Here is a 22,441-nt window from a genome sequence, read left to right as displayed (position 1 = left end):
AAAAGAAACGGATCCCCCTCATGCCCATCGTCAACCGCATCGCCGCCCTCTCCGACGAAATGGCCGCCTGGCGCCATGACTTCCACGAGAACCCGGAGTTGCTCTACGAGGTCCACCGTACAGCCGGCATCGTCGCCGATCGCTTGCGCGAGTTCGGCTGCGACGAGGTGGTGACGGGCATCGGCCGCACCGGCGTCGTCGGCGTGATCCGCGGCCGCAAATCGGCCTCCGGCAAGACCATCGGCCTGCGCGCCGACATGGACGCGCTGCCGATCACGGAAACCTCGGGCGTGCCATATGCCTCCAAGGTCCCCGGCAAGATGCACGCCTGCGGCCATGACGGTCACACCGCGATGCTGCTGGGCGCCGCAAAATATCTCGCCGAGACCCGCAATTTCGACGGCACCGCGATCGTGATCTTCCAGCCCGCCGAGGAAGGCGGCGGCGGCGGCAAGGCCATGGTCGAGGACGGCCTGATGACGCGCTGGAACATCCAGGAGGTCTACGGCATGCACAACATGCCGGGCCTGCCCGAAGGCCATTTCGCCACCACGCCCGGCGCGATGCTCGCCTCCTCCGACAACATCCAGATCACGGTCCATGGCAAGGGCGGTCACGCCGGCGCGGGTCCGCACAAATCGGTCGACAGCGTGCTGATCGGCTCGCAGATCGTCAATGCGCTGCAATCGATCGTCGCGCGCAACATCGATCCGCTCAAATCCGCCGTCATCTCGATCACGCAATTCCACTCCGGCACCGCCTTCAACATCATCCCGGAGGTCGCAGAGCTCGGCGGCACCGTGCGCACGCTCGATCCCGAGGTGCGCGATCTGGTCGAACGCCGCATCGGCGAGGTCGCAGAGAGCGTCGCGCGCGCCTATGGCGGCTCGGCGGAGACGAAATACACACGGATGTACCCGGTGACGATGAACCATGCGCGCGAGGCCGGGATTGCCGCCGACGTCGCCCGCGACATCGTCGGCGCCGAGCGCGTCAACGACAAGTTCATCCCGATGATGGGCGCCGAGGACTTCTCCTTCATGCTGGAGGCGCGTCCCGGTGCCATGGTGCTGGTCGGCATGGGCGACGGCAACGAATGCCACCACCCGTCCTATGTCTTCAACGACAACATCCTCGGCCACGGCGCCTCGTTCTGGGTGCGCTTGATCGAGACGAGGATGCCGGCGGGTTAAGGCCGGCTTCGCAGCAGGCAACATTCGCGCAAAGGACCGGGCTGCGCGGAGCCCGTCATCGGGCCGCGGAGCGTTGCTCCGTTGGCTCATCCGCCTCCAGCGGGCGAGATGCGCTCTCGTCTGACGCGAGAGGCAGGGTGAACTGAAAGAAGGCGCCCCGCGGCTCGTTTGCGCCAGCCCACATCCGCCCGCCATGCGCCTCGATGATCGAGCGGCAGATGGCGAGACCCATCCCCATGCCCGTGGGCTTGGTGGTGTAGAACGCTTCGAACAGGCGGTCCACGTTCTTCGGATCCAGCCCCGGACCGGAATCCCGCAAGGTGACGTGGACGCCGTCCGATGCATCCCGACCGGTGCTGATCACCAACTCGCGTCCCCCCTCGCCGACCGCGGCCATCGCCTCGATCGCGTTGACGATCAGGTTGAGCACCACCTGCTGAAGTTGAACCCGATCGGCCTGTATCGGCGGCAAGCCCTCGGCAAATTGCGTTCGCACCGACACGCCGTTCTTGAACGCTTCGCTGCGTGTCAGCGCGATAACCTCAAGCACCGCCTGGTTGATCTCCAGCGTCTCCTTTTGCGGGGGCGCGTTCCTGATCAGCGCCCGGATCCGGCCGATGATATCGCCGGCTCGCATGCCGTCCTTTGTGATCCAGTCGAGCGTCTGTCGAACCCGCTCCAGATTTGGCGGTTGAGCCTCCAACCAATTCACCCCGGCCTCGGCGTTCGCCACGATCGCCGCGATCGGTTGGTTGACTTCGTGGGCGATCGAAGCGGTTAGTTGCCCCATCGTGGTGACGCGATTGGCGTGCGCGAGCTCCATCAGCGCTTCACGGTAGCGCCGCTCGTGTTCGCGGCCTTCGGCTTCCGCGCGCTTGAGCGGCGTCAGATCGAGGACAAAGCCGACGCCATTCTCCGTACCTGCTCCGAACATGGTCCCGCCGATCAGCACCGGCACACGGCTTCCGTCCTTCCGCACATACTCCTTCTCGAATGGCTGGGCCGTCCCGACCCGCTTCAGTTCCGCCACGGTTTGCACGTCGCGGGCGCGCCATTCCGGCGGCGTGAGGTCGGTCCGATGCAGGCGCCCTGCGTTGAGATCTTCCCGGTCGTATCCCACGATGCGCAGGAATGCATCGTTGGCCTCGAGAATGCGCCCCTCGACTTCCCAGATGATGATGCCGATGATGTTGGCATCGAACAGGCGTCTGATCTTGATATCCCGTGCTGCAAGATCACTCTGGAGCTGGATGTTCTCCTCGGTCGCCTCTCTCCGCCGTTTCGCTTCGAGCCGCGCGAGCGCCAGCGCCGCTGCGGCCAGCGCGACGACGAGGACAACGGCGCCGGCGATCAGCCAGGTCCAGCGTTGCTCGAATGCTTCGGCGCGCGCCTCCCGGCCGGCGAGCCGAAAGCGCTCGTGATCCACCATCTGGTCGATTTGCGAGCGGATTTCGTCCATGCTGCGGATCATTGCCAGCGCGGCGAGCCCGGAGGTGCCGGCCGTCTTCAGCAGCTCGTCGATCTCGCGCAGCGTGGCTGTAACAGTCAGCGCCAGATGTTCGGCCCGAAGGCCCTGCAACGGATCGTCCGCGACCAACATCTGCAGCGCCTGAGCCTCCCGCCGCACGCTTTCGTCGGAGACGCCGTAGGCCTTGAGATAGGCGGGGTCGAGGGTCATGAGATACCCGCGCCTTTCAGTCTCCAGTTCCGCGACGATCGCCCGCAGCCGATCGAGCGTTTCGAGGACCTGGCGGCTATGTTCGATGAAGTGATGAGCTGCTTGCCGCTCCTGCCAATATTGCAGGCCGAGGAAGCTGGTCGCGGCAAACAGGGTCACAAGCACTGCGACCGCAAGGATCAGCGGACGAGCAAACCATCGCAGAGGCAGGGCCCGAACAGGAACGGACATTGGCCGTGGGTCTTCGATGCTCGTGTGACCGCGCGTGTTCTGGTGCCGACGCCAGAGCATGATAGGACAATAGCACGGATAGGGAGGTCGGGAACCCGACATTCATCGGGTACCCCAGGCGTGAAGGCCGTGATGTCGCAGGGCTGCGGCCCCGTGCGTGTGCTATGGATGAATGCCCTTGGTCGATTCAAGGAGCATCATCATGGCACAGGGTGAAAACTCACTGAGCCATCCGGCGAGCCGGCGCAGTTTCATCAAGGGACTGGGGGCGGCTGGCGCGAGCCTGACCGGGCTGCCGCGCTGGAGCTTTGCCGAGGATACCGCTGCGGCTTACGCCAACGCCGCGATCGACTGGAAGCAATTTACGGGACAGACGATCGCGCTTTCGGGCGCGATCCATCCGTGGTCGAATGCGATCACGCCGCTGTTGCCGGAGTTCACCATACTCACCGGCATCAACGTCACCATCGATTTCCAGCTGGAAACCAGCTACCTCGGCGCGCTGCCGATCAGGCTCGCTCGCGGCAGTAGCACGCCCGACGTCTTCATGTTCACGACCTATGGCCAGGGTATCTCGAACGGATGGGTGGAGCCGCTGAACGGGTATTATTCCCAGAGGTCGCTGACCGACCCCGCCTGGTATGACGAGAGCGACCTGCTCAAGACGGCCCGAGCCTTCCCGCTGTGGTCGGACGGCGAACGGTACGCCGTCCCGATTACCTCGGAGGCAATGACCCTGTTCATCAACAGCGATGCGCTGGCGGCCAAGGACCTGCCGGTTCCCCAGACTTTTGAGGAGCTGCTCGTCACCGCCAAGGCGGTCAAGACCAACGGGATGTCGGGGATCGCGATGCGCGCCCAGGCCAGCGGCAATTCCTCTCCGCCAGCCATGGGCTTCCTGTTCTCCTACGGCGGGGCCATGGTCGAGCACAACAGGGTCGCTTTCGCGAGCCCGGAGGGGATCGCGGCCATCGAGATGTACGGACAGTTGCTCGGTCAGGCCGGGCCCGCCGGCGTCGGCAGCTACGAATGGTACCACGTGCTGGACGACTTCCTGCAGGGACGGACGGCCATGGCGATCGACAGCAGCAACTTCGCGACCGACATCTCCAATCCCGCGAAAAGCCGCGTCGCCAACCAGGCCGGGTTTGCAACTTTTCCGCATCTCGCCGGTCGCGGACCCGTCCCCTTCATGTCGCATTGGCAGGCGTGCATCAATTCCAGATCTCGAAACAAGCGGGCGGCTTTCCTGTTCCTGCTCTGGGCGACGAGCAAGGCGACCTCGCTGCGGACCGCCGCAGCGGGGCTGGCGACGACACGCGTGTCGGCCTGGTCGAGCGAGGGCTTCAAGAAGGCGTTCGGCCCGCAGGCCGCCGAGGCGGCGCTGACAAACTTGCAGAATGCCGACGTCGACCGCGCCAAGGCAGTTCTTTTCCATCCGCAATCGAGACTGATCCTGGACGCCTTCATGATCGGCGTGAATGAAGTGGTCAACGGCGCGAAATCGGCGAAGGATGCGATGACGGGCGCTGCCGAAAGGGCCAATGCGGCGATCCGAGGGTAGCCACCTCATCCCTGATATTGCAGCACGTGCATGCCGGCGTTCCAATCGCTGACGAACATCAACCCGTCGGGCCGGACATAGGCGTCGCAGGTCTTGGCCGCCAGCGCGACATTCGGGCGAGGGTCGATCAGCTTCTTCGGTACCGGCGGCACCCAATACGCGATCTCCTTCGGCGCAAACGCGTCCTTGATATCGAACACCCTGACGCCGGCATTGTTGTACGTCGCGAAGATCGTCTCCTCGCTCTGGAAGGAGTCCGGGCGGTTCTCGTGCAGATTATGCGGACCGAACGTGCCCTTCGCACAGAAATCGCGATCGCGCGGGGTCGGCAGGGTTGCGATCGGCACCGGGTTTTGCGGCGCGCGCACGTCGAGAACGAATGTGTGGAACAGGCCTTTGGCGCATTGGTCCGCATTGGCTTCGTCCGCGACGATCGCGAGCTGCCGCTTCGGCAGAGGCAGCGGCGTATGCGTGCCGCCGGCAAACGGCGGCGACCAGTTGATGTGCGACAGCAGCTTTGGATTTGCGGGATCGCTGATGTCATGGATGGTGAAGCCGCCGTCGCGCCAGGCGGCATAGCCGCGATCGCCCGCCGTGATCATGTGATGGAGCGCAAAGCGCTTGCCCTTCGGCGTCGCCGGCTCGCCGGCCGCGCGGTTCATGCCCGGCAGCCACCATTTCGCGACAATCTCCGGCCTGGTGATGGTCTTGAGATCGACCACGCAAAGGATGTGGTCGGTGAACCCGTCGAGATGCGCCGACACATAGGCGTAGCGGCCGCCCGGCCACCACAGGCGGTTGATGCCGAAGCCGGCCATTTCGAGGAACGCGATCTCGCGCATCTCGCCCGGCTTCGAGATGTCGTGGATCGAGAGGCCGCAGCGGAATTTCTTGGCCTTGGTGATGCTGTCGACCAGCGTGTTCTCGAAATAGCCGCGCATGTTGTCGTAGGACTGCATCGCGACGATATTGGCGCCGTTCGCAAGCAGCAGCAGGTCTTCCGCCACCTGCAAATGGTGGGTGCGGGTGTATTGTCCCGCAGTGAAGAAATTGACCGGCTTCAACGTACGCGGATCGGATGCGTCCAGGATCGTCACGCCGTCGCTGAACATGTGCCCGACATAGACGTGCTGCCGGTTGAACATCACCTGCACGCTGTCGGGTCGTCCGCCTATGTCGCTATAGGAGACGTGCTTGATGCCCTTGCCGATACCCTCGGGCGGAATGTCCGCCTCAGATGCCCATGCCGGCCCCGACCATCCGGATAGTGCGGCGGCTCCGAACACGGCCGACAATTGCTGAAGGTGACTGCGGCGAGAGAGTTCAAGCATCGGTTTCCCCCATTTTTTTGGGGATGATGCTCGCCTGCGACGAGGCATGCAAGCCTCGTGTCGTCCGCCCTCATCCACACGCGCGCGTTTCGCGCCGGAACATGAACGGACCGCGACGACGATCCGGCGGGGGTCTAATTACATATCTCGGTTCGTACCATGACGCCGGTGTTGCTCTTCACATAATCCATGTGACAGCCCTTTGCGACCGGTCGGCAGCCGGCGCCGTTGCAGACCATCTGGCCAGAGGCTTGTGACTTTGGTGCCGTTGACTCGGTATTTCTGCGGTCGCTATCGCGCCTCCTGGAATCCTCGCGCGTCGCCACCGGCTTCTTCTCTTGAATCTTCTCGCATTCGTTGTCATCGCCGACGCGATAGCCGGCGCGGCAGGCGATCTTCGCGCATTGATCGCCGTCGGCTTTGAAGCCGAAATTACACACCAGCGGGCAGACGCGGCCCGGCTTTGCTTTTAACGCATCGAGTGCGTCAACACTTGCAAGCTTCGCGTCGAACTGGGTGCCGGCATATTTGTTGAACAGCGTCAGCGAGCGCTGCGTTGCGGCGTTCCAGTCGCCGTCGGGGGCGGTCGAAAGACAGCCGACGCGGCGCAGTTCGCTCTGCACGGATTTCGCGAGATCGCCGGGCGGCGGGGCGCTTGGCGGCGGCGACAGCGCGGCGACCTTCCTGCTTTCGGCATCAGCCGCCTGCTTGTCCGCGGCCTGCTTCGCTGCCGCCTCAGCCGCCGCCTTCTCCATCGCCCGCTTCTCCGCGAGCGACTTGGCCGCGGCAGCTTCCGCCGCCTTTCGATCTCGTTCGGCCGCCTCCGCCTTGGCCTGCTCGATCTGCTTGGCCTTCTCGGCCGCAATCCTCGCGTCTTCCGCGGCTTTGGCAGCGGCGGCAGCTTTCTCCAGTTCGGCCTTCTGGGCTCGTTCGGTCGCGAGCCTCGCCTTCTCCTGTTCGGCCAGACGCGCCTTCTCGGTCGCCAGCGTGCGATCCTCCTCGGCGGCAATCTTCTTCAACTGCACGCGGGCGAGGTTGGCGTAGAAGCCGTCCGGATAGGTCTGGAGGAATGCTTCCCAAGCTTCGCGCAGGCCGGCCTGAAGGGCAAGCTCGTAGTCCTTGCGCACGCTGTCCTGCGGGTTTGCCTGCGGACCGGCTGCGGCGGCCGGCCTTGCCGGCACCAGCGGCACGTCGCTGCCGCCCAGCGAGCCATAGACATACGGCTCCTGCTTGTTGCCGGTCTTCCTCAAGACGTCGTCACGGACAAACCCGAACGCCTTGCGCAGGTCGAGCCCGGGCTTCGGCAGGTGATCGGTCAGCGCGACCGCGAACGGGCTGTTCCGGGAGTCACCATCCGACGCCGTCGACCCCGCCTTGGCCGCAAACGCGATCATCGTGTTCGGACTGGTCGGCTCGACCTTGGCAAGCCCGCCACCAATCGCGCGCGAGGCCATGGTGCGTTTCATCGTCTTGGCAAAAGGGTTGTCGCGGCAGGCATCGAGGATGACGAGACGGAGTTGTTTGGCCGGTTCGACCGCATACAGCGCGCGGTCGAGTGCGATCGTCTCGTCGAGGACATCGCCATCGGTTTCAAGCATGGCATCGGTCGGAACGAGATAGTTGCTGCCGTCGAGCTCGATGCCGTGGCCCGCATAGTAGATCACCGCCATGTCGGCGTCGCGTGTCCTGGCCGCGAACTCGCGCAGCGATCGCCGCATTTCGCTGGCATTGAGGTCCAGTCTGATCTCGACCGTATCGAAACCCGCATTCCTGAACATGCCGCCGACCAGCCCGGCGTCGTTCACCGGGTTCGCGAGCCTGGGCGCGTTCTTGTAGGCGGAATTGCCGATGACGAGCGCAACGCGCTTGTCGGCGAGCGCGGGCGCGCTGGCGACGAGAGATGCAAAAACCAGTGTTAGAAAAAGTCGATTGATGCGCACGAAAAATCACCTACGGCCTTGACGCACCGGCCTAATTGCAGACCTCTGCCACATTCCCTTGACCGACCGCCCCAACCGCTCCCCCCGTTCCCCATGAACCGGTTGCGGCCACGAGCCTGCATCCGGACCGCACCGGACGACAGCCACTTGAGCCACAATAGATCTGGCCCGGTGATCGGGCTTGCGGGCTTGTGGGCGCGGCCTCCCTCTGTTGACGGTCGCTGTCTCGCTTCCTCGAATCCTCGCGCGTCGTCACCGGCTTCTTCTCAGGTATCTTCTCGCACTCGTTGTCGTCACCGACGCGGTAGCCGGCGCGGCAAGTGATCTTCACGCATTGATCGCCATCCGCTTTGGAGCCGAAATTGCACACGAGCGGGCAGACCCGGCCTGCCTTTGCCTTCAGCGCGTCGAGTGCGTCGACACTGACAAGCTTCACGTCGAACTGGGTACCGGCATATTTGTTGAACAGCGTCAGCGAGCGCTGCGAGGTGGCGCTCCAGTCGCCATCGGCAGCGGCGGACAGGCAGCCGACGCGGCGCAACTCGCTTTGCACGGATTTTGCCAGATCGGCGGCCGACAATGTGGATGCTGGCGCGGGCGAAAGGGCGGCAACTTTTTGCTCCGCCTCTGGTATCTGACGATCAGCCGTCGGCTTAGCGGGCTGCTCCGCCTTCTCGGCGGCCTGTTTGGCGGCGAGCTCGGCCTTCGCCTTCTCCGCGGCCTGCTTCTCGGCCAGTGCTTTCGCGGCTGCTGCCTCGGCGACCTTGCGCTGCTGCTCGGCGGCCTCGGCCCGCGCCTGCTCGATCTGCTTCTGCTTCTCTGCGGCAACCCGCGCCTCTTCGGCGGCCCTGGCCGCCGCGACCGCCTTCTCCTGCTCGGCCTTCTGGGCGCGCTCGGCAATGAGCCTTGTCTTCTCCTGCTCCGCCGCCTTGGCCTTTTGCTCGGCCGCCGCGCGCGTCTCTTCGGCGGCGATCTTGTTCAACTGGCCCTTGGCAAGGTTGGAATAGAATCCGTCGGGATATTGCGCCAGAAACGCTTCCCAGCCATCACGCGTGGCGAGCTGGAGCGCGAGCTCGTAGTCCCTGCGCACGGCATCCTGCGGATTGGCCTGTGGACCGGTCGCAATCGGGCGCGTCGGGACCAGCGGCACGTCGTCGCCGCCGAGCGAGCCGTAGACATAGGGCTCCTGCTTGTAGCCGGTGCTCTTGAGCACGTCGTCGCGCACGAAGCCGAAGGCCTTGCGCAGGTCGAGGCCCGGCTTCGGCAGGTGCTCGACCAGCGCGACCGCGAACGGGCTGTTCTTGGAGTCACCGTCGGATGCGGTCGAACCCGCCTTGGCCGCAAAGGCGATCATGGTGTTGGGGCTGGTCGGCTCGACCTTGGCCAGGCCGCGTCCGATCGCGCGCGAGGCCAGCGTGCGCTTCATGGTCTTTGAGAAGGGGTTGTCGCGGCAGGCGTCGAGGATGATGAGACGGAGCTGCTTGGCCGGCTCGACCGCGAACAGCGCACGCTCGACCGGGATAGTCTCGTCGAGAACGTCGCCATCGGTCTCCAATGTCGCATCCGTCGGAATGAGATAGTTGTTGCCGTCGAGCTCGATGCCGTGGCCGGCATAGTAGATCACCGCCATGTCCGCGTCGCGCGCCCTGCCGGCGAACTCTCGCAGCATGCGCCGCATCTCGCTGGCGCTGAGATCAAGCCTGACGTCCACGGAATCGAAGCCGGCTTTCTTGAACATGCCGCCAACCAAGGTGGCATCGTTCACGGGATTGCCGAGCTTCGGCGCGCTCTTGTAGGCGGAATTACCAATGATGAGCGCGACCCGCCGGTCGGCATGCGCCGGTCCGCAGGCTAGGCCCATCGCAAATATCAACAAAGCAAATAGCCGAAGCGGAATCACTTTGCGTCCCCCCGGATGCAATTCCATGAGACTATTCGGAGTATGGCCGAATGCCAATTCTTCCATATGTGACATTAGTCACACAGGGGCTCGAACGACCTTCATGATCGAGCGGGGGAGCGTCGCCCTTCCGGCGCGGTCAGACCGACGCCGGGCTGCGTTTGGGCCTGCTACACCTGCACCACCTCGTGCCGCATCACGAACGGCGCGAGCAGGGTGTGCACCTCGCCCGCGACCGCCTCGCGCTGGTCGGCCGGCAGGCCCGCCAGCGTCACGGTGGCGATCGAGCCGTGGCTGCCATGAGCGCCGACCCTGACCTTGCAGTCGATGCCGCGCGCAGCGAGCGGCGCCAGCACCTTCGTGAACACGCGCTCGGCCGCGTCCCAGCGCAGCTGCGGCTTGAACACCTTGCCGACGCCGGTGACCGGCATCGGATCGATCGGGATGACCTGCACCGGCACGGCGGCGCGCTCCGGCGTGCGCTCGCGCACCCACCCCTCAAGCTCGCCCGGCTCGACCTTGGCACCCGGTTTCAACTGCACATAACCGACCGGCAGTTCGCCGGCATAGGCGTCGGGCTGGCCGACCACCGCGGCGAAGCCAACGGCGGGATGGCGGAACATGATCTCCTCGATCGGCGCCGGATCGATGTTGTGGCCGCCGCGGATGACGAGATCCTTGGCGCGACCGGTGATCCAGAGATAGCCGTCGGCGTCCAGCCGGCCGAGATCGCCGGAATTGACCCAGACCTCGTCGACGAAGGCGCCCTTGTTGTGCTCGTCGTTGAGATAGCCGCCGAACACGCCGGGCCCCGCCATGATCACGACACCGATCTCGTCCGGCGCGCAGTCGCGGATCAGGCGGCCGTCGGCATCGAGCTGCACGATGCGCACGCGCGCATAGGGCATGGGCAGGCCGACCGAACCGAGCCGGATCGGCCGTGACGGATAAGCGAGCGTGTGCACGCTCGAGGTCTCGGTCATGCCGTAGACTTCGACCACCGGCAGCTTCAGTTTGTCCTGAATCGCCGAGCCGACGGCGACGGGGATCGCCGAGCCGCCGCCGGCAGCATATTTCAGGCTGGAGATGTCGGCATTGCCCGGCGGCACCGCCAGCGTCGCGGCGAGCACCGTCGGCACGCTCGACAGCGCCTCGGGCTTGAAGCGCTCGACCAGCCCCCAAATGTTCTTCACCGCATTCGGATTGCGCCAGCCGCTCGGCGACAGCACGACCAGCGAGCCGCCGCTCGACAGCATCAGAAGCACCTGCGTCAGCGATCCGCCGACGTGAAACAACGGCATGCCGAACAACAGGTTGGCACCGGGCTTCGACTTCAGCAGCAGGTTGAGCGCCCACGCCTGGTAGACCTGGTTGGCGTGGGTGTGCCGCACCAGCTTCGGCGTACCGGTGGTGCCGCCGGTATGGAAATAAGCGGCGATATCGCTGCCGAGAATCTTGCGTCCGCTGATCAGCCGGTCGGACGGCTGCTGCTTGATCAAATCGTTGAAAGCAAACACACCGTTCGCCGGGTCGCCGCCACCGAACACCTGCACGATCGCCTTGAGATGCTTGAGCTGCGGGCGGATCTGCTCGACCTTCTGCCAGATGTCGGTGCCGGGCATCGGCCCGAGCGCCACCAGGATCTTCGTGTTCGCGGCCTCCAGGATCTCCGCGATCTGGTGCGGCTCGAGCAGCGGATTGACGGGGTTGGCGATGCCGGCGGCTTCCGCGCCAAACAGCGTCACGAAGGCGTCGGGCACCAGCGGCAGCATGAAGCTGATGACGTCGCCCTTCTCCGCGCCGAGCGCGTGAAACATGTTGGCGGCCTGCGTGACGCGCGCCACGAAGTCGCGGTACGTGACCACAACCGGCGTATCGGCCGGATCGGCGTTTTGCAGGAACTGGATCGCTGCGCCGTCCGGGTTGCGCGCAGCACCTAGCTTGATCGCGTCATAGGTGCTCTCGGCCGCGACGCGATCCGCGTAGGGGACCTGCTCGAAGGCCCGGACCTCTTCGTCAGTCGCCAGGTCCGGATAGTCGTTGCCAATCAGCCGATCGAGCGCGTGGATGCCCGCCATGGAATTCCGTCCTCCCTCAGGTGCATTTCCCCGCCTCCTGTCTTTTGACATTTTGGTCGGCGAGGCCTCGACCGATGGCCGGTCGAGCGCCAACACAATGAGGGATGATTTGCCGTTCGTCCATTGCCTAACGGCTGCAGCGACAGGGCTCATCCGGACGGAATTTGAACCTCCGCGCCCGATCCGGGGACCAAGAACATGCACAGGATTCGCCTGCCAGCGTCCTGCCGCAAGACTTGAGGTCATCATGACTATGCCCCTGCGGGATCGCATCGGACGGCTTACTATTGCGCTCGCCATCGCAGCGGCGATCGCGCTGCCCCGCGCGGGGCTCGCCGAGGACAGCCAGCTCGACAAGATGCGCGCCAAGATCACGGCCTTCATCGCGGACAAGATGGAGAAGCTGGGCGGCTCGCGCATCATCTACAAGGTGGACACCGACGGCTTGCGCGAGAGCGTCGTCACGGATTTGCGCGACGACGTCTACAAGACGTTGCGCGAGGGCAAGATCGCCTTCTCCGGTCTTGCGATCCGCGACGGCGGCGTCGAATTGAAGATCGTGGACGCCAAGGGCCGCGAAGAGCTGAAGCGCAAGCTCGCCTCAGCCGCGGAGGGATTGCCATCGCATGCGCTCGCCATGATCGACGGCGGCGACGGACTGGTCCGGCTCGCGCCCACCGATGCAGCATCCGCCGCGCGGCTGCGCGATCTCGTCGAAGACGCCATCGCCATGATCGAGCAGCGCCTCAAGGATGCCGGCATCAGGCTCGCCAGCGTCCAGCCTGACGGCACGGACCGCATCCGGATCTTCCTGCCCGGCATGATGGAGCCCGAGCAGGTGACCAGGATCTTCGCCACCAAGGTCAAGGTCAGCCTCCGCCTGGTCGACCTCTCGATGCCGGCGGAGCAGGCCCAATCCGGTGCGCCGCCCGCGGGCACAGAAGTCCTGCTCGGTTTCAAGGACAAGCAGCCCTATCTGGTTGCCAAGGAGAGCGCGCTCGACGGCGACGACATCAGCTATGCCGGTCCCGGCTTTGCGAGCGGCACGAAGGACCCGATCGCCTCGTTCCGCTTCAACGGCCGCGGCACGCGGCGCTTCGCCCACATCACCGCAGAGAACGTCGGAAGACCCTTCGCTATCGTGCTCGACGACAGGGTGATCTCCGCTCCCGTGATCCGCGAGCCCATCACCGGCGGCTCGGGCCAGATCTCCGGCAATTTCACCCTGGAGGAAGCGAGCAGCGTCGCCATGATGCTGCGCGCCGGCTCGCTGCCGGGGCACCTCGGCCTGGTCGAGCAGCAGGTGATCCAGCCCGCCAGCAAGCCGTAAGGCGAAGATCGCCTCACGCCCCCTCGTCGGGGGCCTCAGGTCGGTCAACGGCGCCGAAGTCCGCGCCCCGGGGCCGAATCACAGGTCCGCCACGGCGATACGCGCAACCAACGGGCAATTGCCGAAACGCACGATCAGGCTAAAATTTGCCTCTTGCGGCATGACGGCCGAAGGCTCCATTCAAGCGGTCGTCATTCGATTTCGGCTATACGAATACCGACCAGGACTGAAGGCCTTACGCGGGGTTAGTACCATGCCGTCCGGCAGCGCAGACATTTCGTCGATCCTCGACCGCATTCTCGATGCGGCGACGGACAACCTCAGGATCGCGAAGATCCTGGTCCAGATGGGCCTCGATCCCAACAACGTCACCTACGACGCGATCTTCAATCGGATGCTGGAGATCTTTGTCCAAAACATCACCCTGGCCAATCTGTTCGCCGCGGTCGGCGCCGGCTTCTTCGTCGCCACCCTCCTGATGCGGACCATGGTGCCCCTGCGCGTCGCCAACATGGTCGGCTGTGCATTCTTCGCCGTGTTCGGCGCGCTCTCCGCCAACGTCTCGACCTTCCTGCTCTATCTGCTGCTGCTTCCGATCAACGCTCTTCGCCTGCGGCAGATGCTCAAGCTGGTCAAGAAGGCGCGACATGCGGCCGAAGGCGACATGTCGATCGAGTGGCTCAAGCCGTTCATGACCGAGCGCAAATATCGCCGCGGCGACACGCTGTTCAAACTGGGCGATCCGGCCAAGGAGATGCTCCTTACGGTCACCGGAAAATTCCTGGTCAAGGAGATCAATGTCGAGATCGGGCCCGGAGCTCTCATGGGAGAGCTCGGCTTCCTGACACCGGACAACCGGCGCACCGGAACGATCGAATGCGTCGAAGACGGCCAGGTGCTGACGATCACCTATGACCGCCTGCTCGAGATCTATTTTCAGGACCCGCAGTTCGGCTATTACTTCCTGGTGCTGACCAGCCAGCGCCTGCTGCAAAACATCGATCGCTTGCAGAAGCAGCTCGCCACGGAACGGGCGGCGACGACGAACAGGATCGCGTGACCGCCGCTCAGCTCAGCAGCAGCGCCATGCCGGGATCGCCCTTCTCCATCGCGCGCCGGTAGGCCGGCCGCGCACCGATGCGGCCGAGATATTTCACCACGTTCGGACAACGCTGGAGATCATAGGGCTGGAAGTAGCGCATCGTGGTCAGCGAAAAGCCCATCATGATGTCGGCGGTGGTGAAGGTGTTGCCGGCGAGATATTCGGCGTCACGAACCCGCGCGTCGACCAGATCGAAGGCGCGGTCGACGCGCCCTCTGGTCGCGACCAGCATCGGATTGTCCCCGGCGGGCCTGAGCCGGTTCAGGATCATCAAGCGGCCCATGCCGGCTTGCAGCGTGCCGTTGGCGAAGTGAAACCAGTACAAAAACTGCGCAAAATCAGGGTCGTCCGGGCGGAGCACGAGGCGCCCATTGCCGTATCTGGCCATGATGTAATCGACGATCGCACCGGATTCGGCGAGCACGAGATCGCCGTCGGTGATGACGGGCGCCGCTCCGATCGGGTGCAGCGCCTTGTAGTCGGGAGGCGCCAGCATGGTGACGGAATCGCGAGCGTAGCGCTTGAGCTCATAGGGGATTTCGAGCTCCTCGCACAGCCAGACGATGCGCTCGGACTGCGACTTGCCGAGATGATGGACGGTGAGCATGGCGCCTCCTGCGGCCGTGGGATGGATCGTGATGCCGCATCATAGCATCGCCGTCACCCATCGAGGCTCCGCTTGCGATGCGTGCGCATCGCAAGCCTCGCGCCTCCAGCGACAACCGCTTCGCGGTTGCGCGGGGATGACGGGATTGCGAGCAACGCGTTTGGGAAAGCCCTACCCCGCCTCGTCCGCCACCATCCGCGTCACGACACGGTCGCGGCGGATGAAGTGGTGCCAGAGAGCGGCGACGACGTGAACCGCGATCAGGGCGAGCAGCACATAGGCAAAGAGGATGTGGCGGTCCTCATAGGCGTTCGCCGCCGCACGGTCGGGAGAAGTGAATTGCGGCACGTGAAACAGGCCGAAGAAGTCCGAATAATCAGGCGCGTGCGCCCCGGAATGCGCCCAGCCGAGCATGATGACCACGATCACGGCGAGATACAGCGCGCCATGGCTGATGCGGGCGGCCAGCCTCTGCCAGGGCTGGCTGTCGGCCGGCAACGCCGGCGTCGGGTTGACGACGCGCCAGACCAGGCGCAGCACCGTGAGCAGCAGGATCACATAGCCGATATCGGCATGGATCGAGCGGTAGAAGAAGCGGTCGGGCCGCGCCGGGATGTGGTTCATCCACCAGCCGAAGCCGATCATACCGATGATCGTCAGCGCCAAAATCCAGTGCAGCCAGCGGGAAACGCTGCCCCAGCCGTTACCGGTGTTTCTGATCATGTCGGCTCCCCGGAATTCTGCGGATATGTCCCCGTCCGCAGTGCAACACCCGTGCTGATAGCGGGAACATGCGGCAATCGCGAAATTGAATCGTTCAAAATTGGCCCCAGGTGCCACCGCCGCAAAACCGCCCCAAAAACCGAATGGTAACCAAGACGCTTTAAGGTAACGACGTGACCAATTCCCCGACGATCCTGGTGTTCGATTCCGGCCTTGGCGGGCTCACGGTGCTCCGTGAGGTCGTGGCCGCGCGCCCGGACGCGCATTACGTCTACGTCGCCGACGACGCCTTCTTCCCCTACGGCCACCACAGCGAGGACGAGATCATCGCCCGCGTCGTGCCGCTGATGGGGGAGCTGATCGGCACCCATGATCCGGACCTCGTCGTCATCGCCTGCAACACGGCGTCCACCCTGGTCCTATCGCACCTGCGCGCCGCTTATTCCCTGCCCTTCGTCGGCACGGTGCCGGCGATCAAGCCGGCCTGTGCGCAGTCGAAGAGCCGGCGGGTCTCGGTGCTCGGCACCAAGGGCACGGTGAAGCGCGAATACACCAAGGCGCTGATCCGCGACTTCGCGCAGGGATGCGAGGTGACGCTGGTCGGCTCGCCCGAACTCGCCTCGCTCGCCGAGCGCGCACTCGGCGGCCATCCGATCAGCGACGACGACATCCTCGCCGAGCTCACCCCCTGCTTCGTCGGCGATGCCGCCGACGCAGGCGCGCGTACCGACACGGTGGTGCTGGCCTGCACGCATTATCCGCTCCTGCTCGACCGGCTGACCAGGCTCGCGCCCTGGCCGGTGGACTGGATCGACCCGGCACCCGCCATCGCCCGCCGCGTATCGGATCTGCTCGGCCCGGCTATCGGCGGCATCATGCAGTCCGGCGCCGAGATGATCTTCACCTCGAACCGTGTGCATGACCTTTCGGCCACGCTGACGCCGTTCTTCGGCGGCCGCGCGCTGGCCTGACTTTCCGCGCCAACGACGCGCTGCTAGGCTTCGCCGTCGTCATCTCCGCGCAGGTTTTCTCATGTCGGTCCAGACCACGCCGCTCAACCGTCTCCGCCAATTGTGGCGCGAGGGCCGCCCCGCCTTCGGCGCCATCGCGACCATCCCGAGCGTCCAGACCGTTCAGATCATGGCCCGCTCGCTCGACTGGATCATCGTCGATCTCGAGCACGGGCCGATCGGCCTCACCGAAGCGCATGCGATGATCGCCGCCACGACCGGCACGCCGTGCACGCCGCTGGTGCGGATCGCGGCGAACGAACCGTGGCTTGCGAAAGCGCCGATGGACATCGGCGCCTTCGGCATCAATTTTCCGATGATCACGAACCGCAGCGAGGCGGAGAAAGCGGTGCGCAGCGTGCGCTATCCGCCGCGCGGCGATCGTCTCTGGGGTCCCTTCCACGCGCCATTCCGCTGGGGCCAGTCGATGCCGGACTACATGGCCGGCGCCGACGACGAGATGATCTGCATGATCACCATCGAGCATGTCGACGCCGTCAACCGCATCGACGAGATCATGGCCACGCCCGGCATCGACGTCGCGGTGATCGGCCCCGGCGACCTCGCCACCTCCATCAACAAGCGCGGCCAGATGGACGATCCGGAGCTCTTGGAGCTGGTCGCGCGCGCCGAGGCCGGCATCCTCAGAAGCGGCGTGCCGATCGGCGGCGTCGCCCGCACCGCCGACCAGGCCAACGCCCTGGTCGACCGTGGCTACCGCGCCATCGCGCTCGGCTTCGACTGGTCGCTGTTCCAGCGCGGCATCATGGCGGCGTTCGAGGGCATCAGGCGCTGAACAGGCCGATTGCCACCTTGCCGGGAACTGCCGCGCTGCTAGGGTCGGCCCTTCCAGGGAGGAAATAATGCTCAAAAAGACTTTGCTCGTTCTGTCCTTCGCAGGCCTTGCCTTTGCGGCCTTCGCCCAGCAGCCCGCCATCAAGCGCACCCCACTCCAGAAGACCGATTTCCCGGACGGCTACACGACCCTGACCGCCATCGCCGAAGTGCCGCCCGGCGGCGCCGCTGGCCGTCACACCCATCCCGGGATCGAGACCGGCTATGTGCTGGAAGGCGAGGCCGATCTCCTCGTCGAAGGCCAGCCTGACAAGCACCTGAAGGTCGGCGATTCCTATCTGATCCCGGCCGGCGTCGTCCACGACGCCAAGACCCACGGCGATAAATCATTGAAAATCATTGGTATTTACGTCTACGACAAGACCAAGCCGCTGGCGACGCCAGCCCCCTGATGCGGCGAACCGACCGACCCTAAGCGGGTTGGTTCGTGCTAGAGCACGCGGCGAGCGGGCGACCCGCTCGCTGCACATATTTTAGTCCGCAGGAACCGAAAGACCGATGCGCGGGACGCCCAAGACCATTTCGCTGCCGCGCCGCCTGATCTGCGACCTGATGCGCGCGTCGATGGACGTGCCCTTCGTCTCGCTGTCCCGTTCGCTCAATATCCGCCCCCTGCTGGAGGCGCGCTCGGGCGCGATGGCGCCCGCCGGCTGGGCTGCGATGTTCGTCAAGGCCTTCGCCCTGGTCGCCAGGGACGAGCCGATTCTGCGCACGGTCTACGCCAAATGGCCCTGGCCGATGCTCTACGAGCTGCCGAAGAGTGTCGCGCTGGTGGCTATCGCGCGGGTCGAGGACGGCGAGGAATGCGTGCTGCCGCAGCGAATCGCAGCCCCGGAGGCTCTTTCCCTGGCCGCGGTCGATGCCGAGATCCGGCGCGGCAAGACGGCGCCGATCAACGACGTTCCCATGTTCCGCAAGATCATGCGGGCGACCCGCCTGCCGCTGCCGCTGCGGCGGCTGTCCTGGGCCATCGGGCTCAATTTCGGCCGGCAGCGGGGCAACTGGTTCGGCAGCTTCGCGGTGAGCTCGGTGGCCGCCTATGGCGGCGGCGAGCTGCATCCCGTCACGCCCGGCCCCTTCATCGTCAGCTATGGGGTGGTCGAGCCCGACCAGACCATCCATGTCGTGATCCGCTGGGACCACCGGGTCACCGACGCCGCCCCCATCGCCCGGGTCCTGACCCGGCTGGAACAGGTCCTTAACACTGAAATCGCTGCCGAATTGCGGGCGGCCGGCCCGAAGCCGATCCGGGTGGTCGGGACTTGACCGCGCAGCGGTCATCCCGGGGCGGTGCGATAGCACCGAGCCCCGGATCTCGAGATTCTCAGGTGCGCAATTGCGCACCATAGTTCGGTGCTTCGCTCCCCCCGGAATGACGGCTAAAGAATTGACAGCGAACCCCAAACTCCCCTAAAAGCCGCCTGCTCGCGGGCCGATTTCGGCCCGCGAAGCGTTTCGCGACCCGTGGTCCTCTCCCTTAAGCTTTGGGGATCGGACCTGTCGGTGCCGGGCTTTGGCCTGTCACACAGGAGGGCGCGTTTCCTCAAACCATGCAACCGAAGAGGACGCGATGACTAAGCGCAGTGAGGCGAAGTACAAGATCGATCGCCGTATGGGCCAGAACATCTGGGGCCGCCCGAAGAGCCCCGTGAACCGCCGCGAGTACGGCCCCGGCCAGCACGGCCAGCGCCGCAAGGGCAAGCTCTCCGACTTCGGCGTGCAGCTGCGCGCCAAGCAGAAGCTGAAGGGCTATTACGCCAACATTTCCGAGCGCCAGTTCCACGGCATCTATGTCGAGGCGAGCCGCCTCAAGGGTGACACCGGCGAGAACCTGATCGGCCTCCTGGAGCGTCGTCTCGACGCGGTCGTGTACCGCGCCAAGTTCGTCTCGACGATCTTCGCCGCGCGCCAGTTCATCAACCACGGCCACATCAAGGTGAACGGCCGCAAGGTCAACATCTCGAGCTACCAGCTCAAGGTCGGCGACGTGGTCGAGGTCAAGGAAGCCTCCAAGCAGCTCGCCCACGTGCTCGAAGCCAGCCAGCTCCCCGAGCGCGACACCCCCGACTATCTCGACGTCGACCACGGCAAGATGACCGCGAAGTACATTCGCATCCCCGGCCTCTCCGACGTGCCGTTCCCGGTGCAAATGGAGCCGCATCTGGTCGTCGAATTCTATTCGCGCTGATAACGCGGCACACCAACGTTCAAAGGCCCCGGTTTTCCGGGGCCTTTTTGTTTGGTAGCATGCCATCGATGTCTCGGATGGCCGGCCAGTTCGCCAACACTCTGCCTTCGGCAATGCTGACTGAAGCGGCGATTCGAGCGTGGGCGGCCCTCTCCCGCGACCAGCAGGTCTGTCGATATCGGGGGCTGTTCGCTCATCCCGATTGCAATATGTTCACAGCGGACACGCCAGACGACATCCTTCTTGCCGCGCGACACCGCGTCGCTCAACGTTCCCGTGGCTGAGCACACGTCATCGGGCCCTGCCCAAACGATGCACGCAGTACGTCGCAATTGTTCGACTAGAGGAAATGACGAGACCAGCCATGCTCTACACCCCGCCCCCGATCGATCCCAAGGCGCCGCCGGTGCGCATCAATCTGCTGTCGGACACCCAGACCAAGCCGACGGCTGCGATGCGCGAGGCGATGGCGCGCGCCGAGGTCGGCGACGAGCAGGTCGGCGACGATCCGACCGTGAACGCGCTGTGCGAGCGCGTTGCGGATCTGCTCGGCAAGGAGGCCGCCGTGTACATGCCCTCGGGCACGATGTGCAACGTCACCGCGACGCTAGTGCATTGCCGGCCCGGCGACGAGATTCTCGCGCACGAGACCGCGCACATCATCGCCCGTGAGGGCGGCGCGCATGCCGCGATCGGCGGCTTCCAGGTTACGCAGCTCAAGGGCCCCGACGGCCAGTTCACGCCGGAGACGTTCCGGAAAGCTCTGCACCCGCGCACGCGCTACCAGCCGCCGCAGACCGTCGTCAGCGTCGAGCAGACCGCCAATATCGGCGGCGGCACGATCTGGAAGAAGGCCGCACTCGACGAGATCGTCGAGATCGCCAGGCAGCACGGCCTCGTCACCCACATGGACGGCGCGCGGCTGCTCAACGCCACGGTGGCGAGCGGCATTTCTCCGCGCGACATGACCGCTGGCTGGGATTCGGCCTGGATCGACTTCTCCAAGGGCCTGGGCGCGCCGATCGGCGGTGTGCTCGCGGGCTCGCGCGCCTTCATCGACGCGGTCTGGCAGTGGAAGCAGCGCCTCGGCGGCTCGATGCGGCAGGCCGGAATCTGCGCCGCCGCCTGCATCTACGCGCTAGACCACCACGTCGATCGCCTTGCCGACGATCATGCCAATGCGCGCGCACTCGCCCGCGGACTGTCGCAGATCGCAGGCATCGAGGTGCAGGAGCCCGAGACCAACCTCGTGTTCTTCAAGCCCGATGGCGCCGGCGTCCCCGGCGACAAGATGGTCGCCGCACTGCGCCAGCGCGGCGTGACGCTCGCGATGATGGACGGCCGCATCCGCGCCTGCACGCATCTCGACGTCAATGCGAGCCAGATCGAGGAAACGATCGGATACGTGCGCGAGATCGTGCGCGGGGCGTAAGTCCCGTAGCCCGCGATCAGCGCCCCATCGCCTGATAGATCAGCGTCTTCAGCGCCAGCTGGATCCGGCCGCGCTGCGACGGGGTCTGCACCATGAAGATTCCGAACAGATCGTCTTCGGGATCGATGAAGAAGAAGGTGCCGCCGACGCCGTCCCAGCGATATTCGCCGAGTGGCCATGACGTACCCGCCGGCACGGACGTGCGCACCGCAAAGCCGAGGCCGTAGCCGGAGGACGCGCCCGGATAATAGTTCTGGTCGCGCGCGATTCTGGTCTCCGGTCCGATATGATCCGACGCCATCAGCGCAATGGTCTCGGGCTTGAGATAGCGCCGGCCGTCATAGGTGCCGCCGTTCAGCAGCATCTGCGCGAAACGGGCGTAGTCGCCGACGGTGCCAACCATCCCGCCACCGCCCGACTCCCAGGTCGCCGGCCGCCTGATATCGCGGACCTGCGTCGTCGGATTGATGTTGCGGTCCTCCGGCATCGGCTCGGCAATGCGGGGAAACTTGGCGGGATCGGCGACGAAGAATGCCGTCTCGGTCATGCCGAGCGGACCCAGCAGCCGCTCCCTCTCGAACTGGAGCAGCGTCTTTCCCGAGATCACCTCGACGGCGCGTCCGAGCACGTCGGTGGAAAAGCCGTAATCCCACACCGTGCCCGGCTGCTCGACCAGCGGCAGCGTGGCGATCTTCGCGGCGAAGTCGGCATTGCTGAGATTGCGGTTGAAGAGCTTGGCCTCGGCATAGAGCTCGCGCACCGCGCCGCCGCCGTAATAGCCATAAGGCAGTCCGGAGGTGTGACGCATCAGATCCTTGATCGTCACCGGACGATCGAGCGGCTCCAGCGCCAGCCCGACCTTGCCGTCCTCGGCTCTCTTTTCGACGCCGACCTTCATGCCGGCAAAGGCCGGAATGTATTTTGAAACGGGATCGTCGAGCGCGAGCTTGCCCTCCTCGACCAGCATCATCGCCATCACGGAGGTGATCGGCTTCGACATCGAATAGAGGCGGAAGATCGTGTCCGCGCTCATCGAGATCTCGGTCGCGACGTCGCGGACGCCAAAATTCTCGTAATAGACCGGCTTGCCGTGCTGCTGGAGCAGCAGGATCGCGCCGGGTATCTTGCCGGTCGCGACCTCGTTGCGGATGTAGTCGGAGACTTTTGCCAAGCCTTCAGGCGAGAGGCTGTGCGCGGGGCGCCCCTCGTAGCCTGCTCTCGCGCCGACCACACCGACCAGAACGACGAGCGCCGCGATCAGCGCGCGGCGCCCGGTCAT

At 65.0% G+C, this 22,441-nt stretch carries 18 protein-coding genes; 10 read left to right on the top strand and 8 right to left on the bottom strand.

Annotated elements, in window-relative coordinates:
• Positions 1 to 20 precede the first annotated feature (20 nt).
• Positions 21 to 1,193: a M20 aminoacylase family protein gene (locus tag ACVWW6_RS22840; protein ID WP_011088437.1), complete on the top strand. Its 1,173-nt coding sequence runs from the start codon at positions 21 to 23 to the stop codon at positions 1,191 to 1,193.
• Positions 1,194 to 1,248: 55 nt separating this feature from the next.
• Here ACVWW6_RS22840 and ACVWW6_RS22835 read toward each other — a convergent pair whose 3' ends face one another.
• Positions 1,249 to 3,102, bottom strand: a complete 1,854-nt coding sequence (locus ACVWW6_RS22835; protein WP_456681416.1) for an ATP-binding protein — start codon at positions 3,100 to 3,102, stop codon at positions 1,249 to 1,251.
• 202 nt (positions 3,103 to 3,304) lie between these two features.
• Between ACVWW6_RS22835 and ACVWW6_RS22830 the strand changes: the two genes are divergently transcribed.
• Complete coding sequence (locus ACVWW6_RS22830; RefSeq protein WP_456681415.1) at positions 3,305 to 4,666, top strand: ABC transporter substrate-binding protein; 1,362 nt, start codon at positions 3,305 to 3,307, stop codon at positions 4,664 to 4,666.
• A gap of 5 nt (positions 4,667 to 4,671) precedes the next feature.
• Here ACVWW6_RS22830 and ACVWW6_RS22825 read toward each other — a convergent pair whose 3' ends face one another.
• The 4 genes from ACVWW6_RS22825 to ACVWW6_RS22810 form a co-directional block, all read right to left on the bottom strand.
• Positions 4,672 to 5,997 carry an LVIVD repeat-containing protein gene (locus ACVWW6_RS22825; RefSeq protein ID WP_110116517.1) on the bottom strand — a complete coding sequence of 442 codons (1,326 nt, stop codon included), beginning with the start codon at positions 5,995 to 5,997 and terminating at the stop codon, positions 4,672 to 4,674.
• A 134-nt stretch (positions 5,998 to 6,131) separates the two neighbouring features.
• The gene (locus ACVWW6_RS22820) at positions 6,132 to 7,931 is read right to left on the bottom strand and encodes a caspase family protein (RefSeq protein WP_244651887.1); all 1,800 of its coding nucleotides are present in this window, start codon (positions 7,929 to 7,931) and stop codon (positions 6,132 to 6,134) included.
• A gap of 37 nt (positions 7,932 to 7,968) precedes the next feature.
• The gene (locus tag ACVWW6_RS22815; protein ID WP_244651797.1) at positions 7,969 to 9,798 is read right to left on the bottom strand and encodes a caspase family protein; all 1,830 of its coding nucleotides are present in this window, start codon (positions 9,796 to 9,798) and stop codon (positions 7,969 to 7,971) included.
• Between the two features lie 209 nt (positions 9,799 to 10,007).
• Positions 10,008 to 11,915, bottom strand: coding sequence for an acyl-CoA synthetase (locus ACVWW6_RS22810; protein WP_456681414.1), 1,908 nt, complete (start codon positions 11,913 to 11,915; stop codon positions 10,008 to 10,010).
• 247 nt (positions 11,916 to 12,162) lie between these two features.
• Between ACVWW6_RS22810 and ACVWW6_RS22805 the strand changes: the two genes are divergently transcribed.
• Together ACVWW6_RS22805 and ACVWW6_RS22800 are read left to right on the top strand one after the other, a co-directional pair.
• Positions 12,163 to 13,245 (top strand): SecDF P1 head subdomain-containing protein, encoded by a 1,083-nt coding sequence (locus tag ACVWW6_RS22805; RefSeq protein ID WP_456681413.1) that lies wholly within the window; start codon positions 12,163 to 12,165, stop codon positions 13,243 to 13,245.
• Between the two features lie 253 nt (positions 13,246 to 13,498).
• Positions 13,499 to 14,305, top strand: coding sequence for a Crp/Fnr family transcriptional regulator (locus ACVWW6_RS22800; protein ID WP_028173384.1), 807 nt, complete (start codon positions 13,499 to 13,501; stop codon positions 14,303 to 14,305).
• A gap of 7 nt (positions 14,306 to 14,312) precedes the next feature.
• On the opposite strand, the gene ACVWW6_RS22795 is transcribed toward ACVWW6_RS22800, so the two are convergent.
• Both ACVWW6_RS22795 and ACVWW6_RS22790 read right to left on the bottom strand, forming a co-directional pair.
• A complete protein-coding gene (locus tag ACVWW6_RS22795) occupies positions 14,313 to 14,954 on the bottom strand; it encodes a glutathione S-transferase family protein (RefSeq protein WP_011088446.1) in 642 nt (213 codons plus the stop codon).
• A gap of 171 nt (positions 14,955 to 15,125) precedes the next feature.
• Positions 15,126 to 15,677, bottom strand: a complete 552-nt coding sequence (locus tag ACVWW6_RS22790) for a cytochrome b (protein WP_456681412.1) — start codon at positions 15,675 to 15,677, stop codon at positions 15,126 to 15,128.
• Positions 15,678 to 15,850: 173 nt separating this feature from the next.
• On the opposite strand from ACVWW6_RS22790, the gene murI reads away from it, so the two are divergent.
• From murI to ACVWW6_RS22760, 6 genes are all read left to right on the top strand, one after another.
• Entirely contained in the window at positions 15,851 to 16,648 is a 798-nt protein-coding gene (gene murI / locus ACVWW6_RS22785) for a glutamate racemase (protein WP_097532147.1), read from the top strand.
• A 61-nt stretch (positions 16,649 to 16,709) separates the two neighbouring features.
• Positions 16,710 to 17,483, top strand: coding sequence for an HpcH/HpaI aldolase family protein (locus tag ACVWW6_RS22780; protein WP_011088449.1), 774 nt, complete (start codon positions 16,710 to 16,712; stop codon positions 17,481 to 17,483).
• Positions 17,484 to 17,550: 67 nt separating this feature from the next.
• On the top strand, positions 17,551 to 17,934 hold the full coding sequence (locus tag ACVWW6_RS22775) for a cupin domain-containing protein (protein WP_182872062.1): 384 nt from the start codon (positions 17,551 to 17,553) through the stop codon (positions 17,932 to 17,934).
• A gap of 106 nt (positions 17,935 to 18,040) precedes the next feature.
• Positions 18,041 to 18,808, top strand: coding sequence for an acyltransferase (locus ACVWW6_RS22770; protein WP_182872063.1), 768 nt, complete (start codon positions 18,041 to 18,043; stop codon positions 18,806 to 18,808).
• Positions 18,809 to 19,112: 304 nt separating this feature from the next.
• The gene (rpsD, locus tag ACVWW6_RS22765; RefSeq protein WP_011088452.1) at positions 19,113 to 19,730 is read left to right on the top strand and encodes a 30S ribosomal protein S4; all 618 of its coding nucleotides are present in this window, start codon (positions 19,113 to 19,115) and stop codon (positions 19,728 to 19,730) included.
• Positions 19,731 to 20,094: 364 nt separating this feature from the next.
• On the top strand, positions 20,095 to 21,162 hold the full coding sequence (locus ACVWW6_RS22760; protein WP_161534370.1) for a threonine aldolase family protein: 1,068 nt from the start codon (positions 20,095 to 20,097) through the stop codon (positions 21,160 to 21,162).
• A gap of 16 nt (positions 21,163 to 21,178) precedes the next feature.
• On the opposite strand, the gene ACVWW6_RS22755 is transcribed toward ACVWW6_RS22760, so the two are convergent.
• The gene (locus ACVWW6_RS22755) at positions 21,179 to 22,441 is read right to left on the bottom strand and encodes a serine hydrolase domain-containing protein (protein ID WP_456681411.1); all 1,263 of its coding nucleotides are present in this window, start codon (positions 22,439 to 22,441) and stop codon (positions 21,179 to 21,181) included.

This window comes from Bradyrhizobium sp. USDA 3311 (genome assembly GCF_054062495.1).
This window is presented reverse-complemented; position numbering and strand designations above follow the sequence as displayed.